14 protein-coding genes are annotated in these 15,965 nt (G+C 60.2%); 9 read left to right on the plus strand and 5 right to left on the minus strand.

From position 1 onward, the window contains the following. Window positions 1-395: 395 nt before the first annotated feature. The gene (locus KZX46_RS22305) at window positions 396-1,031 is read right to left on the minus strand and encodes a TetR/AcrR family transcriptional regulator (RefSeq protein WP_219777251.1); all 636 of its coding nucleotides are present in this window, start codon (window positions 1,029-1,031) and stop codon (window positions 396-398) included. 123 nt (window positions 1,032-1,154) lie between these two features. On the opposite strand from KZX46_RS22305, the gene KZX46_RS22310 reads away from it, so the two are divergent. Then, complete coding sequence (locus KZX46_RS22310; protein ID WP_219777252.1) at window positions 1,155-2,474, plus strand: S9 family peptidase; 1,320 nt, start codon at window positions 1,155-1,157, stop codon at window positions 2,472-2,474. Between the two features lie 75 nt (window positions 2,475-2,549). Continuing rightward, window positions 2,550-3,461, plus strand: coding sequence for a haloalkane dehalogenase (locus tag KZX46_RS22315; protein ID WP_219777253.1), 912 nt, complete (start codon window positions 2,550-2,552; stop codon window positions 3,459-3,461). A 594-nt stretch (window positions 3,462-4,055) separates the two neighbouring features. Here KZX46_RS22315 and KZX46_RS22320 read toward each other — a convergent pair. Then, window positions 4,056-4,388, minus strand: coding sequence for a hypothetical protein (locus tag KZX46_RS22320; protein ID WP_219777254.1), 333 nt, complete (start codon window positions 4,386-4,388; stop codon window positions 4,056-4,058). Window positions 4,389-4,597: 209 nt separating this feature from the next. Between KZX46_RS22320 and KZX46_RS22325 the strand changes: the two genes are divergently transcribed. After that, window positions 4,598-5,101: a PEPxxWA-CTERM sorting domain-containing protein gene (locus tag KZX46_RS22325; RefSeq protein WP_219777255.1), complete on the plus strand. Its 504-nt coding sequence runs from the start codon at window positions 4,598-4,600 to the stop codon at window positions 5,099-5,101. A gap of 140 nt (window positions 5,102-5,241) precedes the next feature. On the opposite strand, the gene KZX46_RS22330 is transcribed toward KZX46_RS22325, so the two are convergent. Then, on the minus strand, window positions 5,242-6,237 hold the full coding sequence (locus KZX46_RS22330; RefSeq protein WP_219777256.1) for an NADP-dependent oxidoreductase: 996 nt from the start codon (window positions 6,235-6,237) through the stop codon (window positions 5,242-5,244). Window positions 6,238-6,263: 26 nt separating this feature from the next. Beyond that, window positions 6,264-7,445, minus strand: coding sequence for an HTH domain-containing protein (locus KZX46_RS22335; RefSeq protein WP_219777257.1), 1,182 nt, complete (start codon window positions 7,443-7,445; stop codon window positions 6,264-6,266). 97 nt (window positions 7,446-7,542) lie between these two features. Here KZX46_RS22335 and KZX46_RS22340 point away from each other — a divergent pair, with 97 nt between their 5' ends. Then, window positions 7,543-7,941, plus strand: a complete 399-nt coding sequence (locus tag KZX46_RS22340; protein ID WP_219777258.1) for a VOC family protein — start codon at window positions 7,543-7,545, stop codon at window positions 7,939-7,941. A 236-nt stretch (window positions 7,942-8,177) separates the two neighbouring features. Here KZX46_RS22340 and KZX46_RS22345 read toward each other — a convergent pair whose 3' ends face one another. Then, window positions 8,178-9,059: an SDR family oxidoreductase gene (locus KZX46_RS22345; protein ID WP_219777259.1), complete on the minus strand. Its 882-nt coding sequence runs from the start codon at window positions 9,057-9,059 to the stop codon at window positions 8,178-8,180. 85 nt (window positions 9,060-9,144) lie between these two features. Here KZX46_RS22345 and KZX46_RS22350 point away from each other — a divergent pair, with 85 nt between their 5' ends. The 5 genes from KZX46_RS22350 (at window position 9,145) to KZX46_RS22370 (ending at window position 15,846) form a co-directional block, all read left to right on the plus strand. After that, window positions 9,145-9,723, plus strand: a complete 579-nt coding sequence (locus KZX46_RS22350; RefSeq protein WP_219777260.1) for a TetR/AcrR family transcriptional regulator — start codon at window positions 9,145-9,147, stop codon at window positions 9,721-9,723. A gap of 138 nt (window positions 9,724-9,861) precedes the next feature. Beyond that, window positions 9,862-10,731, plus strand: a complete 870-nt coding sequence (hchA, locus tag KZX46_RS22355) for a glyoxalase III HchA (RefSeq protein ID WP_219777261.1) — start codon at window positions 9,862-9,864, stop codon at window positions 10,729-10,731. Window positions 10,732-10,733: 2 nt separating this feature from the next. Then, on the plus strand, window positions 10,734-11,459 hold the full coding sequence (locus KZX46_RS22360; RefSeq protein WP_226896331.1) for a PA1136 family autoinducer-binding transcriptional regulator: 726 nt from the start codon (window positions 10,734-10,736) through the stop codon (window positions 11,457-11,459). Between the two features lie 43 nt (window positions 11,460-11,502). Next, window positions 11,503-12,234 carry an aspartate/glutamate racemase family protein gene (locus tag KZX46_RS22365; RefSeq protein WP_219777262.1) on the plus strand — a complete coding sequence of 244 codons (732 nt, stop codon included), beginning with the start codon at window positions 11,503-11,505 and terminating at the stop codon, window positions 12,232-12,234. Between the two features lie 183 nt (window positions 12,235-12,417). After that, window positions 12,418-15,846 carry a DEAD/DEAH box helicase gene (locus tag KZX46_RS22370; protein WP_219777263.1) on the plus strand — a complete coding sequence of 1,143 codons (3,429 nt, stop codon included), beginning with the start codon at window positions 12,418-12,420 and terminating at the stop codon, window positions 15,844-15,846. Window positions 15,847-15,965 lie beyond the last annotated feature (119 nt).

A 15,965-nucleotide genomic window follows, 5' to 3' on the forward strand; every position in this document is an offset into this window, starting at 1 on the left:
GTCCGCCGAAGCCTACGGGTCGAACCCAGGATGAACTCCCAGCCTAGCCCGGATTGCGTGACGCACATCCAGCGGGAAAAAACCCGCTTCATCCTCGCGAGATCGTCGACGTCAAATAAATCATCTTACGCAACCCGGACGCCGCAGCTCACAATGGCGCAAGTGGATAGAACGCGCGCCCCTCCATTATACGGCGCGCTGTGCGGCTGAAGCCTAGTTCAGCAAAATCTACGAACGGCGATCCCTGAATCGAATGCGCCCTGACCCTGACCGGCGTCACGCCTGAAGGATGGCCTTCCGCTATGCCCGCGTTCTGTCTTCCGAGAGTGACGCTGGGAGGTCAGGATCCGCACTCGGCTCTTCCGATTGGAAACGCCTAAGCTTAAACAAAGTAGTTACGAGTTGGCGGTAGCACGCCCGAATAAGGCAGCGAATGAACCTGCCAGCTGATCGCGGTCCACGGAGCTGCCGCCGAGTATCTCTCCATGGATGAAGCCCAGTTGGAACCCCAGACTGACCAGAAGTTCGGCTGACGCCGCCGGATCGGCGTCCGGTCTAAATCGCCCGAGGTCTCGGTGCCGCTCCAATCGCGCTATCAAAGCCCGCTTAGCATTCTTACGCACTGTGGCGCAGTTGAAACCGTCCTTGAATTTCGGATCGACCAAGACGCGCGCGAGCACGATGCGGAGACCGCTCGCGCGGCGAACAAGCAGATCGATCATGAACGCAAGCGTTTCCCGAGCTTCGGATTCGAGGTCGTCGGCGAGGGGACGCGCATTGAACTCGCTAAGCTCGTTTTCGCCTCCTCCCTCGTTCTGGATGACGGCGAGGAGCAGACCCTCCTTTCCGCCGAAGTACAATTGGATCAGAGCTTCGGAATAGCCGGCCTGTCGAGCTACAGCTTTTGTTGTGGTGGCTTCGAACCCACGCTCCGCGAAGATTTCTGTAGCCGCGGCGATAAATGCGGCCTCGGTAGCCTGACGATCACGGCGTCGCGGAGCCGTTGGGAGCTTCGTTGCTTCACTCGTCAATGCAATAGCCTCATTGATATCTGCGCTCCTGCGCCACTCCGCTCGGTTTTGAGCTAAATTTAATTAAAAAGGGAACACAACCCATAACTATGTATTCAATCAGTTATATCCAGGGAGTCTCTTATGCCTAGCGTGCCTTATACCGAGCAGCGACGCGTATCGCGCTTCCGAAATCAGCGCTGGTTGCTGGATGCTGTCATCAAGGTCGTTGGCCCGGAATTCGATCAGAGTCGTCTTCAGTATCTCAGCGCGCCTCTATGCGTGGACCACAGGGGTCCGGTCCTGAGCCTCGCAAGCATGGTGAAACGATGGGACGACATCGTCCCCGAGTTCGCCGGAGTTGCGCGCCGATTCGAGGTCCAGGCGTGCGCTGCCTCGGTCGCGGGTCACGAGGTCAGTGCCGGCGACGCCTTCTTCGCGGCATCAGTCATGTATGGCGGCGCGCAGTGGCCGATCTTCGCCGACACCGAGCTCTTGCGAACGCTCGAAAGCAAGAAAACCGAATGCTTTTTGGAATACGCCAAGCGTGCCGATCATCACGTAGAAGCGGTCGAAGTGCCGTACCGCGGCAAGTCGCTCGCGGCCTACCTCCACTTGCCGCCGGGCTATGCAGGCGGACGGCTGCCGTGTCTCGTGATGATCGAGGGTATGGATGCGGCTAAGGAACTGGCGATCTGCTCGTCGGGCGATCGCTTCCTGCGGCGAGGCTTCGCATGCCTCGTCATCGACGGTCCCGGCCAGGGGACCTCGCTTACGCGCGGCATATGGTATGAGCCGGAGTTCTACGGCGAGGTGGGAACGGCCGCGATCGATCTTCTCTCCGCTAGGCGGGAGATCGACGCAGATCGGATCATGGCCTGGGGCCTGTCGTTCGGCTCGTTCTGGGCGACCCAGATGGCTGCGGCCGAGCCGCGCTTTGCTGCGTGCGCGGTGATGTACACCTGCTTCCAGCCATATAACTGGCCGCTCCTGGAGATGGCGTCACCGTCGTTCCGTCAGCGCATGATGTTCATGGCGGGTATTGACGACGAGGACGCGCTGGAGGCGTTCATGCTCAGGATGGACGTCCGCCCGCTGAGCGCGCAGATCGCCATGCCCTACTTCGTCATGGCCGGGGAGGACGACTCGCTCAGCGACATCTCCTGCACGCTTGACCACATGAACGCGGTCGTCGGCCCCAAGACCCTCGTGATGTACGCCGGTGAAGAGCACGGAATGGGCGGCTCTCGATCATCCCAGCTCGGGACGCCATTCTTCACGGTGATCGCCGACTGGCTCGTCGATCGCGCCGCCGGCCACCCTGCCGCATCGACCTATACTGTCGTCGACCGAACGGGTCGGGCGCATTCCGAGCCCTGGGGTGAGCGGCGCACCTATCAGTACGGCGCACCGCTGGGCGTCCAGCAGCTGTTCGCAGCTACGCCGCCGGTAGGCCTATCCTGAGCCTGAGGCCCCGAATTCGCGGCGCGAAAAGCCGGGCAACGATCCGATGACAGATCGAAGACGATGGAGACCGATATGACCGAGAAGCAGCCGGACCCGAAGATCGAGGCGTTCGATCGGCATCCTCGCAAGCGCTGCAGGGTCCTCGATTCCGTTATGAGCTACGTCGACTTGGGCGATGGTCGCCCGATTGTGTTCCTCCACGGTAACCCGACGTCGTCCTATCTGTGGAGGAATGTGATTCCCCACGTGGCCGACCTCGGACGGTGTCTTGCGCCGGACATGATCGGCATGGGTGAATCCGGGCGTTCGCCGCTCTATGACTACCGGTACGTCAACCAAGCCGCCTACCTCGACGCCTGGTTCGATGCCGCAGACGTCGGCGACAATGCCGTCCTCGTCGTCCATGACTGGGGTTCCGCCCTCGGGTTCGACCGCGCAGCACGGTTCCCGGAATCCGTCGCCGGCGTCTGCTACATGGAAGCGGTCGTGCGTACACGAGCGTGGGCAGAGTTCGGACCGATTGAGCCAATGTTCCGATCGCTGAAATCTGACGGTCCGATGGGTGAGGAATACTGTCTCGAGAACAACCTCTTCGTCGAAAACACAATCCCGGAGATGGTCATGCGGAAGATGGGCGATGTCGAGATGGCACGGTACCGTGCACCGTATCCCACGCGCGAGTCGCGAATTCCGACCTTGGTCTGGCCGCGCGAGGTGCCGATCCTCGACGACGGGCAGCCGGCGGACGTCTGCGAGATCGTCGCGCGCTATTCCGAATGGATGTCGACGAACGACATGCCGAAGCTCTTCGTCAAGGCCGAGCCGGGGACAATCCTAAGGGAGGGCAGCGAGGTTAAGTTCTGTCGAGGCTGGAGGAACCAGACGGAGGTGCAGGTGAGGGGGTTACACTTCCTGCAGGAGGACTCGCCGCACGAGATTGGCCAGGCTCTTCGCGAGTTCATTGTCGGCCTACCTGCTACCTGAATCGAACGGCTTCCGCGGAGACGAGGTCGGCATTGTCGCTTAACTCGCCGAGGAGCATGCAACCTCGGTCCACACGCCGGTTTCAATTGCCATCGTCGGAGGCCATAACTAGCTGCGCTCATCCGGACCGGGCGATCGTCACCCCTATAGGGGTGACTCTACATCGCTTACACCCTCTCCCACCGCAACTATTCTGCCGTCCGCTTCGACCAGGATATATTGGGTCAGGGACTATTCGTCCAATCCCTAGAGACAATGCCCGAGGGGCCGACGTCCCAATGCGGCCAGCGGTTGTTCGCCTGCGCATCGAACGCGTTGGGCTCGGTCGGGTCGTCGTGTGCTGATCGAGACGATTAAGACTCGACGTTCGCGATATCGCTTTTGGAGCTGTCGCAACGTACCGACCGCACTTCGAAGACCTGGATTTCAAGAGGGACAAGTCGGCAAGGGCGATATCGGACCCTTTTGCGAGTCGACGATCCGATGCGCGCCGAGTCTTCTTCGCCTTGAAGCGGTCAGCATCGATTTCCTGACCTCGCATCGTCGTTGACGCCGGCGCTTAATAATCGGTCGAGGCGTCGCCGCCGACGTGCACTACTGTCCTCGCCAGTCAAAATCTATCGGCTGGAATTGCGCAAACATGTCTTGCGCCTCAGGCAGCTTGTTCAGAGGGACGTAATCGCAGACAGCCGAATATCTCGCCCACATCGCGAGGATGTACGGGTTCTCATGTGCCGAAGCGAGCGCACCCTCCTTCCACTCGAAGACCTCTAAAATCACGCCGCCTTTGGCGCGCATGGCGAGCGCAGGGCGCTCGGTTGCAAGGCCGAGGCGGCGCAATTCGGGAACATGCTCGCGGATCAGATTCAGAAGATCTCCCTCGTGCCCCGGTTTTGGTTGGTATCCGACAATTACCATGTCAGCCATAAGCTTTACTACCCTGCATTGGCCGTCTCGGGATCGCTGGCAGATCATTCAACGATCATATTGTCAGCCGAAGCGCTATCCGGGTTATCGAGCGACCAACATCGAAACTCGACCGATCTCGAATTGTCACCTGTTCATCACAAATCCATTCCATCGCCTCCCGACTTAAGCCATCATTTATTGAAACCATCAGGTCGGGAGATTGGAAGATGCCATGGATCGCAACCGCGTTTGCTGCCCTGTTGTTGGTATCTCAATCCACATCCGGGTCGGCGGCCGTCTTCCATTTCGACGCGACGGAAACATCCGCCTTGAGCTCGACCCCGACGAGCTTCACGTTCTCGCTAAACACCTCGGCGGCTATGCCCGGCGTCGGCGGGTCGACGATCTTCTCCAACGTCTCAATCTACCGAGATGGCGCTCTGGTTCCCGCGAACACCGTAGTCGCTCAGTACGGCACGAACCTCGGCAGTCCACTCTTCTACTTCATCGATACCGGATTGAAACGGTTTTCATCGGGCTCGGGTCCCGACTTTACCTTCGATACGGGCAGGTTCGTGATCGCTGACGGTGCGACGGACGGGGAAGGTACGCTTGAAATATCGACGGTTCCCGAACCCGCGAGTTGGGCGATGATGATAACAGGCATCGGCCTGGCTGGCTCAGGGCTGCGCCGCCGTCGCTCGCTGGGGATGGGCCGGCGAGCTGTCTGAGCGCGGCCGCGCGCGTCGAGACTTCGTATGCCGTTTAATCCCTCCGCTGCGGATTGTATCCCCGCGGCGCCGGCGGGAGGAGACGCGATGGTTTAAGCGGCCAAGTCAATTGATCAAGACCGCGTTCAAATGGCCGCTTGTCACGCAAGTTTTACGAGCATCTTGCCTAGCTTTTCGCCGGTGAACAGCCTGCCGAAAGCATCCGGTGCTTGTTCCAATCCATCGACCACTGTCTGGCGCCATTGCATTTTACCGGCCGCTACCCATTGAGACACCTCGCGCGCGAACTTCGGCATGAGGTGGAAATAGTTGGAGACGATGAAGCCCTGCAGTCGCAGACTATGCGTGACGGCGATCTCGATGTTCCGTGGGCCTTCGGCCTGCTTGTTGTAGTTCGAAATGTTTCCGCAAAGGGCGAACCTCGCGAAGAACTTTGCGTTGGCCAACGCGGCCTCAAGATGGACGCCGCCCACGTTCTCGAAACAAACGTCGATCCCGTCAGGTGCCACCCGGGCGAGCGCTTCGGTGAGATCGGTTTCGGCCTTGTAATCGATGACCTGATCGACGCCGATGTCGCGCAGGAACGCGCATTTTTCGATACCGCCCGCGGATCCCACCACCGTTGCGCCCTTGATCTTGGCGATCTGGCACGCGACTGACCCTACTGCGCCGGCCGCCGCGGACACGAATACGACGTCGCCCGGTTTGACTTCCGCGATATTCGACATGCCGACGTAGGCCGTCAGTCCCGGCAATCCCGCGACGCCGAGATAAGCCTCAGGGGGCAGAGGCAGATCCGGCAACTTCTGAAGACTTGCGGCTGGTGCGTTAAACCCTTCCCGCCATCCCAGCATGGACTGGACAAGGTCTCCCGGAACGAAGCCGTCCGCGTTCGACACTACTACCTCGCCTACCGCGCCCCCTTGAAGCACCTTGCCGAGTTCGAAGCCCGATACATAGCTCGTCCTTTCCGTCATTCGACCACGCATGTACGGATCGACCGACATCCATAGGTTGCGCACCTGCACCTCGCCGTCGGCCGGTGCGTCGAGCGACACTTCGGCAAGTTCGAAGTTTGCAGCGGACGGTGCTCCTTCCGGACGCGACCTGAATCTGATCTCACGCGAGCGGCTCATGGCTGACGACATTCGACACCTTTAAATCATGCGTTTTCGAGAAGTGCGGCGGCTCGCTGATGGGCGGGGCGGGAAGCCAATCGTTCGAGATAGGCCGCGACCTTGATCGGATAGGTGGTACCCTCACCCAGCCTGTCGGCCAGCTCGAGCGCATAGCCGACCGATACGTCGGCTAGGGTGAAGCGCTCGGCGGCCATGTAGTCGGACCTACGGAGGACCTGAACCACCGCCTCGAGGCGACGAGCGAATGTCGCGCGCGCATTGTCGATCACCTTGCCGGGACGGTCATTTGGCGGGGTCATCATGATATAGACCAGGAACACGCCGACCGGTGGCATCAGGCCCGCTTCTCCGAACCAGCAGAACTGACGATAGTCGGCAAAGCCGGGTTCCTTCGGATCCACCATCAGCGTTGTGGGTCCGTATTTAGCGGCGAGAAATTCGCAGATCGCCATCGACTCGGTCATCCGGACGGCGCCATCGATCAAAAGCGGCAGCGATCCGAGGGGGTTCTCGAGTAGGAATCCTGGCTGACGCGTGCGCGGCGGGAAGAGGACGGGTGCGAGCTTGTACGGCAGGCCCATTTCCTCGAGGACCCACCGCACCCGAAGCGACCGGGTATGTTCGCCGTGATAAAGCTCGATCACGGTTTCCTCCGGCATCGTCAGCCGCACGTCGACGCGATCGTTTCCCCGGCGAACACCTTCTTGACGAAGGGGATCGAGTCCTTGAGTGTAAATAGGCGTCCAAGCGGGACCCCCCTGCACCGCTGCGTAACCCTGTGAAATAGCACTGCAAACCGCTATCGACAGGGGGTCCCGCTCGGCGCCTATCGGGACCCCCTCTGCAAGATAACGGTATACGACTTCAATTACTTGCCCCGAATCCGGTGGGGTCCCGCTTGGACGCCTATCCACAGGTGACAGCAGTGGATCGCCGCGCCTAGTGACCCATTGAGCGCCCAAGACAATGGCTTCCAACTCGGCCCGTGTCAGCATCAGCGGTGGCATGTCATACTCGACGGCCAGCAAATAGCCGAGCCCGGCCTCGCCTGTGATCGGCACCCGCTGCGCCATCATGTGCGCGACATCGCGGTATACGGTACGCGTAGACACCTCCAGTTCGGCAGCCAATGCGGCTCCTGTCACCGGAAGGGTTGATCGCCGAAGGATCTGGATGATCTGAAAGAGGCGTTCGGCGCGGCGCATTGCCCTTTTTATTCCTGCTGACACAACGCTGGCAGTACGCCTGTGCCATAAGGTCGTGACTCACAAGCCGATTTTCGGCCAGCCTTAGGAAACTAATATGAAGTTCGCCTCCGTCCGTCTGATCGCTGCCGACATCACGACGATGGTTGCTTTCTATGAGATGGTGACCGGCCAAACCGCCGAGTGGCTTGCTCCGCAGTTCGCCGAGATCGTCACGCCTGCCGCCACCTTAGCCATCGGCAGCGCCGAGACAGTCGCCGCCTTTGCCGAGAGAAGCGCCGAGCCGGGCGCGAACCGCACTGCGATCCTAGAATTTATGGTGGACGACGTGGATGCCGCGTTCGCCCGGTTGAAGGACAAGGCTGTACTAGTTCATGAGCCCAAACTACTGCCTTGGGGAAACCGCTCGCTTCAATTCCGCGACCCGGAAGGTACGTTCGTCAGTCTCTTCATGCCCGTCACCGAAGCCGCAACAGCCCGCTTCGGATCGCGATAAATCGCTCCCGATCGGCCCGTCCAAAATGAACTACCGGGCTTGAGAAGATGAAGCTCAAGGTCAAGCTTAAGCAGCTTCCACATGGCCAGTTTCGGGTCAACGTGCCGAATTTTGGCAAGTCCGAAATTGTGGCGATAACTGCCGCTAAGTGACGACACTATGGCTTGCACCGCGCAAGCCATAGTGTCGGACAGAGATCTTTCTGAGCCAACTCGAAGTGGCAAGCTGCGCAGCTTTTACGGCTGAATGTTCTCGAGGTCATCGAGAAGGCTGGGGTGCGTCGGCTCCCATCCCAATATGTCGCGGGTGTGAGCGCTAGAGGCGGGCTGGTCCATTGCGAATATCGAGCCGAACGGGCCAAAAGATTCTTGAGGAACAGCCTTCACGGCCAAGTTCAGCCGCCGGCCGATGACGGTTGCGATATCGTGGACGGCGTCACCTTCGTCAGCAACAGCATGCCAAGCCGTTCCGGCCGACGCCGATTCGAGAACCAACCTGAACAAGCGCGCAGCATCGAGGGCGTGGACGGCCGGCCAGCGCTGTTTTCCCTCGCCAGGATAGCCCGCCACGCCACTACGCCGCGCCTCATCGACCAACAGACCGGCAAAGCCTCCTTTGCCTTGGTTGTGAACGGTTCGCGGCATACGCACAGAGGTGGCGCGCACGCCGCGCGAGGCAAGCGCCAACAGCGCATTGACCGAACGCGCGCGACCAGCAACCGGCCCTGCAAGTGGCAGGGGATCCGCCTCAGTGGCGGCGCGTCCCACCACCCACGGCGTACCGGAGACAGTGACGATTGGGCGGTCGCTGCCGATCAACGCTTCTCCCAAGACAGCCATGGCGGCGCCCTCCTCGGCGATGGCGTCCGCAAGCCCTTCGGCACTGTAATAGTTGGGTGAAAAGGCCAGGCTGACAACGCCTTCGGCCTGCGCAGCACCGGTCCGTAATACTTCTAGATCCGCTAGTCCGCCCAAGAGCACCTCGGCACCGGCGTGCTGCAGGATTTTGGCAGAGCTATTCGATCGAGCCAGCGCAAGGACGGTGTGGCCGTTGGAGAGAAGCTCATTGATGACGGGAAAGCCGATGGTGCCTGTGCCACCGGTGACGAAAACACGCACGCAATTTCCTTTCGACTATGCGACCTTTGTCTCATCAATTCTAACATAGTGATGGGATAAGAGTCCCGTCGTAAGTGTGGGGCAGATGGCGCGGTGGAAGCCTGGAGCGCGTGAACGCCTTGTCGTCGCGGCGGTCGACCTGTTTTTCAAACAGGGATACGATGCCACGACAGTCGCCCAGATCGCCGACCGCGCAGGAATCACGAAAAGCACCTTTTTTCGACACTTCCCTGACAAGCGTGAGCTTTTGGTGGCAGGGCAGGACACCTTAAGCCGTCTTCTCGTCGAAGGGATCGCTGCGGCTCCCTGGGACGCCACACCGCTCGAGGCGGTTGCGGATGGTTTGAAGCGCGCCTCAAGCGAAATGGGGCCGATGAACCGCAAGCTCGGGCCTCGGCTAAAAGCCGCAGTAGCGGCGAGTGCCGAACTACAGGAGCGCGACGCGCTAAAAAGCGTCGGTCTCGCGGCCGCTATGACTCGCGCTCTTATTGCCCGCGGGGTTCCTGCTCCGACCGCGCACCTTGCTGCCGAACTGGGCGTCCTCGCCTTCAAGCAGGGCTATGAGAAATGGTCCGAGGCTGACGACGGTGACGCTACTGGACTAGAGCAACATGCGCTAACCGCCTTAAATGAGTTCCGCTCGGCAACACGGGCGTTGGGCTAATTCTATCGTCAGTGAAGCAGCAGAGGGGCGGCTTCGCGCCGGCCAAAGCAACTAGGCGGACGCATGGGTTGAGGGAAACCCCCCATTATCAGCCTCTCGATAGTTGTTTACAATCTACGTCTGACAAGGAGAAAACCCATGAGTATCTTCCCGCTAAGCAAAGACCCGCAGCCTGACGAAGCCGAATTCAATGCTTTTTTCCCCTCGAAGTTTGCGCTTGGACAGTTTACTAGCCCCAAGAGCGACTTGGCTGGAGCCGATTATGCGCAGCCCCATAAAGGCAGTCGACGCATCCTCGTGATCGGGACCGACGAGCGGTATCTGGAAATGGATAACGGCACGTTGTTTTCGACCGGCAACCACGCGATCGAGACGCTGGTCCCGATGTATCATCTGCGCCAAGCCGGGTTTGAATTCGACGTCGCGACAGTGTCCGGCAATTCGATGAAGTTCGAGTTCTGGGCCATGCCCAAGGAAGACGCGGCGATTACCGGGCTGCACGAAGCACTTATCGAGAAATTCCAGAAGCCGCTTCGGCTGTCCGATGTGGTAAAGGGTTTGGGTCCGAACAGTGATTATGCGGCGGTATTCATTCCCGGTGGTCACGGCCCGCTGATCGGGCTGCCGTTCAGCGCGGATGTCGCTGCGGTTCTGCGCTGGGCGCTCGACAGCAATCGGCACATCATCGCGATCTGCCACGGGCCCGCTGCCTTGCTGTCCCTTTCGGCGACCGGTGATGGCGGAGAATTCCCGTTCGCGGGCTATACGATCACCGCTTTTCCGGATGCGACGGACCGCATGATCCCCGACATCGGCTACATGCCAGGACATCTTACCTGGCAGTTCGGCGAGAAGCTGAAGGCGCTGGGCGTGACGATCGCCAACAGCGAACCGGATAATTCCACGTTCAAGGATCGTAAGCTGCTGACGGGCGCGGGGCCATTGGCCGCCAATGCGCTGGGCAAGCTGGCAGCCGAGACGCTGCTCGCCGAAGTCGCGGCGGGTTAAGCGTGGACGGGCCGCTGGGCGGGGTAACCCCGGCGGTCATCGCCATCGAGCAAAGCGCGGATATGGACTCGCTTGGCGAGACTATCCGCGTTTTCGCTTGCAGGCTCGGCTATGACCGCTTCGTCCTTTACACCGCACCGCTGTCAGGAAATGGCCCGGAAGCCGGCATTATCGACCACCTGTTGTGGGTGGAGGGCGATTGGTTCAGCGGCAGTAAGCTGGACCCCAAAACCTATCTGGCCCGCTGTCCGGTCAACCGACACGTGCTGGAAACGGATCGGCCGTTTTTCTGGACGAAGACGGGTGAGCCGGGTCTCGATAACTACCGCGTGGGTCACCCTTCCGGACCAGGCTTACACGGGCTTCAGGTGCCGGTGTACGGACCTGTCGGGCTTGTGGGCGCAATGAGCTTTGGCGGCTTGGCGATCGACAGCACCATCGAAGCGCAGTTGGCGCTGACGTTGGTAGCGGTCGCCGCGTTTAATTCGGCGCAGCGGTTCTCTGCGCCGATCACTCCTGCCGCCGCCATGCCGCGGCTTTCCGATCGTGAGCTTGAGGTAATGCGCTGGATAGCGTCCGGCCGCCGACAAACTGACGTTGCTTTGCTGCTGGACCTATCCGAACGTACAGTCGAAAATCATTTGCGCCGTATCCGTAACCGCCTCAGCGCCGCCAGCACGGCGCAGGCGGTCCAACTTCTGGTTCGCGCGGGCGAGCTGGAGCCGTGATTGTCGAGCATCGTGCTGCGACTGATATGTGAGAAGGACGATCATGCACCCCGAGAAATTGCGCCCGCTGCCGCAAAAGACCATAGGCGTCTTGGGCGGCATGAGTAACCAAGCCACGGGCGAATACTATCGTTTGCTCAATAAACAGCTGAATGAGATTCTTGGTGGGTGGGACAATGGCGAAATCGTCATCGTCTCCGTCAACTTCGGGAACATCGAGTGTTTCGTCCGCGCTGACCGATGGGAGGAAGCGCGGGCTTATCTTAGCGACAAAGTCGATCGGCTTGAACGTGCGGGTGCCGACGTCGTCATCTGCGTGTCCAACACGATGCACCGTGTCGTGGAGCCGATTATGGCCGAGCGTAGCATTCCGTTCATACACATCACCGACCCGACCGGAGCAGCAATCCGTAAAGCTGGAATAGCTCAGGCCGGCTTGTTGGGAACGATGCCGGTGATGAACTCGATCGAACTGCGTGACCGCTATCGAGACAGGTTCGGGGTCGAGATCATCGTGCCGCCCGAGAAGGACAGAGAGATCGTCGACGGTATCATTTTCAACGAATTGGTACGCGGAGATTTGCGGAACGAGTCGAAGCAGGAATATCTGAGGATCGTTAACAACCTGCGTAAGCGCGGTGCAGAAGCGGTCATTCTTGGCTGCACCGAGATTTGCCTGCTGATTTCGCAGGGCGATCTTCCGGACTTACCAGTATTCGATACGACCGAACTGCATGTACGCGCGGCGGTCGATATGGCGCATGACCGCGGGTGAAATTACAGGCTGTTTGGGAACGGCATCGCGATGAGGTTGGACGATCGGGGTCCGTTTTGATTCCAGGGGTTGCGAGACCCTCTCTGGAGCTACTGATGTGGAGCCGACCGCCCGCGCGCAGCATAGCCGCGAAGATACTAAACTTCATGGCTTGGTGGGGCGCTCTACCGGCGATGCCCGCGCTTGATCGCAACGCACGGTATCGGGCATATTGATGTCATGATACCGCCGATCACCAACGCGCTGATCGCGGATATCATTCAAACGACCAGCATGGTTAGCGCCGGGCACGCCTATTGGCTGCAAGGCCGGGTGAGCGCGCTCGAAATCAATGCGGACTTTGAATTGATATCAGCCGAGGTCAGGGGCGGCGCTGCCACGCCGTATGGAGTGACCATTCTATTTCCCGATAACGCAGGGGGTGCTATCGAGGCACTTGTCGACTGCTCCTGCCCTGTCGGGTTTGACTGCAAGCATGGGGCGGCCGTGTTGTTTGCGGTACAAGCCCGCCAGTCCACTGCACCGGGGGCATCACCGCACCTTGCGCGCGTCGCGCCGATTGCCTCGACCCGCCCGGTGCCGCTGCCACAGCCGCTGCTACAATGGCTCGCAGAGGCGCAAAGCGAAGTCCAGGCTGCAAAGCGCAGTGTTTTCGATCTGGTCTATGTCTTTGCGCCGCGCGCGTTGCATGATGGAAAGAGCAAAAAGGGTAAAGCTCCACCCGCAGCTGGCGAACCATTGGCGCAGCGTCTGGTGGTGAGCGTTTGGCTGTGGGGGCAGGACGCTGGCGGCCAGTTTGGGGGCAGCCAGTTTGTTCGCAGCCAGCCAAACTGGCTCCAGCCCAGTTCCTATGCCCTGCGTGACGGAGGCCTTGCGCTGAGGCCGGTAGACCAATGGCTGGTCCGCCGCATGAGCAACTATGGCGGCGATCTCGACAACCATGGCACACCAAAAGGTGCGGCCGGCGGCGACTGGATCGAAAAAGTCATCGCCACTGGCCAGGCGCGCTGGCGCAAGGCCGATGGGCCAGCGCTGCGCTGGGGCGATGATCAACCAGCCCGATGGCGCTGGGTAACGCTCGCGGGTGGAGAACAGCGGCTTGCGTTGGACGGCCTCTCACCGGGTCAAACTCTGCTCGCGACAGCGCCACCGATCATCGTCGATGAAGAGACCGGTTTGATACATCGAGTGCAATGCGATGCCGAAGCCACTCTTGCCCAACGTTTGTTGCTGATGCCGCCAATTCCGCCCGAGGCAGTCCCGCAATTGGCGGACCATTGGCCTGGGATTGTGGGCGGTGCGGTGCCGGTGCCCGAGTTGGATAATTTGCAGAACCTGGGTCTCATAGCGCCGGTACCGGTGCTGACATTTGTCCAGGACAAGGTCGATGCCATCTCGACCCGTCGCCGGGGATATTATTCAGCGGCTACCTATAAATGCGACATGGCAATCACGCGGCTGAGCTTCGATTATGCCGGCACCCGCGTCACGTCATCGACAAATGGCGCCGAGATTACCAGCAATGGGGACGCAGGCTTTGTTCGTTTTACTCGCGACCTCAGGGCGGAAGCGCAGGCGCTCGATCGGTTGTTTTCATATGGGCTGATGCCACTGGAAGCGTTCGACGAGATCAAGAGCAAGCACGCCCAGCGCTGGGATTTTGCACCGCACCCGCTTGCCCAGGCAACGGATTTTGCAGCGTTCATGCAGACCGCGCTCCCCCGGTTGCGCGCCGAGGACTGGCGGGTTGAATATGGCCCGAAATGGCAACTGACCCTCGCCGAGGTGAGTAGCGCCGACATGCAGTTTAATGTCACGCCCTCTGGCACGGACTGGTTCGACATCAGCCTTGGCGCTCGCATCGACGGCAAGATCGTCGATATTCTCCCAATGCTGCGCCAGTTGCTGGCGCTTGGAGGGCCAGCGCTGCTTGGGCAGGCGGGCGATACCATCACCGTCGCGATTGGCCCCGGCAAGCTCGCGCAACTGTCAACCGAGCAGATCAGGCCCGTGCTGGCGATGCTCCTCGAGATGGCGCTGAATGAACGCGAAGCATCCGAGCGCATGCGTCTTCCGAGCAGCGACATCGCAGTGCTGGCCGACCTCGAAACTGCTAGCGCCGGCCAGATTGCCTGGCGCGGCGGCGATGCACTGCGGATACTTGCCCGTGCACTCACCCGTATCGAGATGGAAGCGACGGTCACAGCGGCCAGCTTCAAGGCAACACTGCGGCCTTATCAGCAACAAGGACTCGACTGGCTGCAGGCCCTTCACAGCGCCGGATTTGGCGGCGTCCTTGCGGATGACATGGGGCTGGGCAAAACCGTGCAGGCCTTGGCCCATATCACCACGCTCAAAGCAGCCGGTAATCTCGCAGCACCTGCGCTTATCATCTGTCCGACCTCGGTGCTGCCCAACTGGCAAGCCGAAATCGCCCAGTTTACGCCTGAACTTGGTGTCGTCCTCTGGCATGGCAATGACCGCCAAAACCAGACTGAAGCACTCTCCGCGGCCGATATCATCCTGTCGAGCTACCCGTTGCTGCTACGCGATCAAAAGCTGTTCGCGGCACAAAATTTCGGCCTGATCCTGTTCGATGAAGCCCAGGTATTGAAAAACCCCAAAACCGCGAGCTTCCGGGCTGCCAAGACGCTAAAGGCCCCACAGATCGTTGCACTGTCGGGAACGCCGGTCGAGAATCAACTGACCGACATTTGGAGCCTGACGGATCTCGTGACACCCAATCTGCTCGGGTCTCTCGACCAGTTCAAGCGCACCATCGACAAACCGATCACGCGCGACAAAGATGATCAGGCAAAGGCGCTCCTGCGTCGGCGCCTCAAGCCTTTCATGCTCCGCCGCACAAAGGATGAGGTGGCCCGCGAGCTGCCGGAAAAGACCGAGATTTCGGAATGGATCGACCTCGAGAAGAACCAGTTGGCCAGCTATGAGAGTTTGCGGTTGTTGATGCAGAAGCGGGTGCGCGACGAGATTGCTCGTGTCGGCCTGCTCAGATCGCAAATCGTCTTTCTCGATGCGTTGCTCAAGTTGCGCCAGCTTTGCTGCGACCCACGGCTCGTGCCACGGTCGAGCGGTAAAGGCGCAGGCTCGGCAAAACTCGCCCGGCTTCTGGAAATGCTGCCGGAACTGCTGCGCGAGGGTCGTCGGATTCTCTTGTTCAGCCAGTTCACGTCAATGCTCGACCTGATCAAACCCGAGCTTGACGCGTTGCAGATCGCCTATGTTGAAATTCGCGGCAGCACCCAGGACCGCGACACCCCCGTCCGCCGGTTTCAAGCTGACGAGGTGCCGCTGATCCTGGTAAGCCTCAAGGCAGGCGGAACCGGGCTGAACCTGACCGCGGCTGACACCGTCATACTATACGATCCGTGGTGGAACCCAGCGGTGGAAGCGCAAGCGATCGACCGTGCCCATCGCATCGGTCAGTCCAAACCGGTCTTTGTCCACCGCCTCATCGCGCGCAATACTATCGAAGAGAAGATCCTCGGCCTTCAGGACAAAAAGCGCGCATTGGCCGCCATGCTCTGGGAAGGTGACGACGCTGCGCCGGCCAAGCTGACCGCGGCTGATATCGACTTTCTACTCGGGTGACATGGCTTTGGTACAGCTGCGGCCTACGCGAAGGCTCTAGCCCATCTTATTCAGTGCGCCCCGAAGGCGCGTAACACCAGTGGAGGGAGGTTCCACCCAGATAGTTGTCGATAGGTCTG

The organism is Polymorphobacter sp. PAMC 29334 (genome assembly GCF_019431245.1).
Taxonomy (GTDB): Bacteria; Pseudomonadota; Alphaproteobacteria; order Sphingomonadales; family Sphingomonadaceae; genus Polymorphobacter_B; species Polymorphobacter_B megasporae.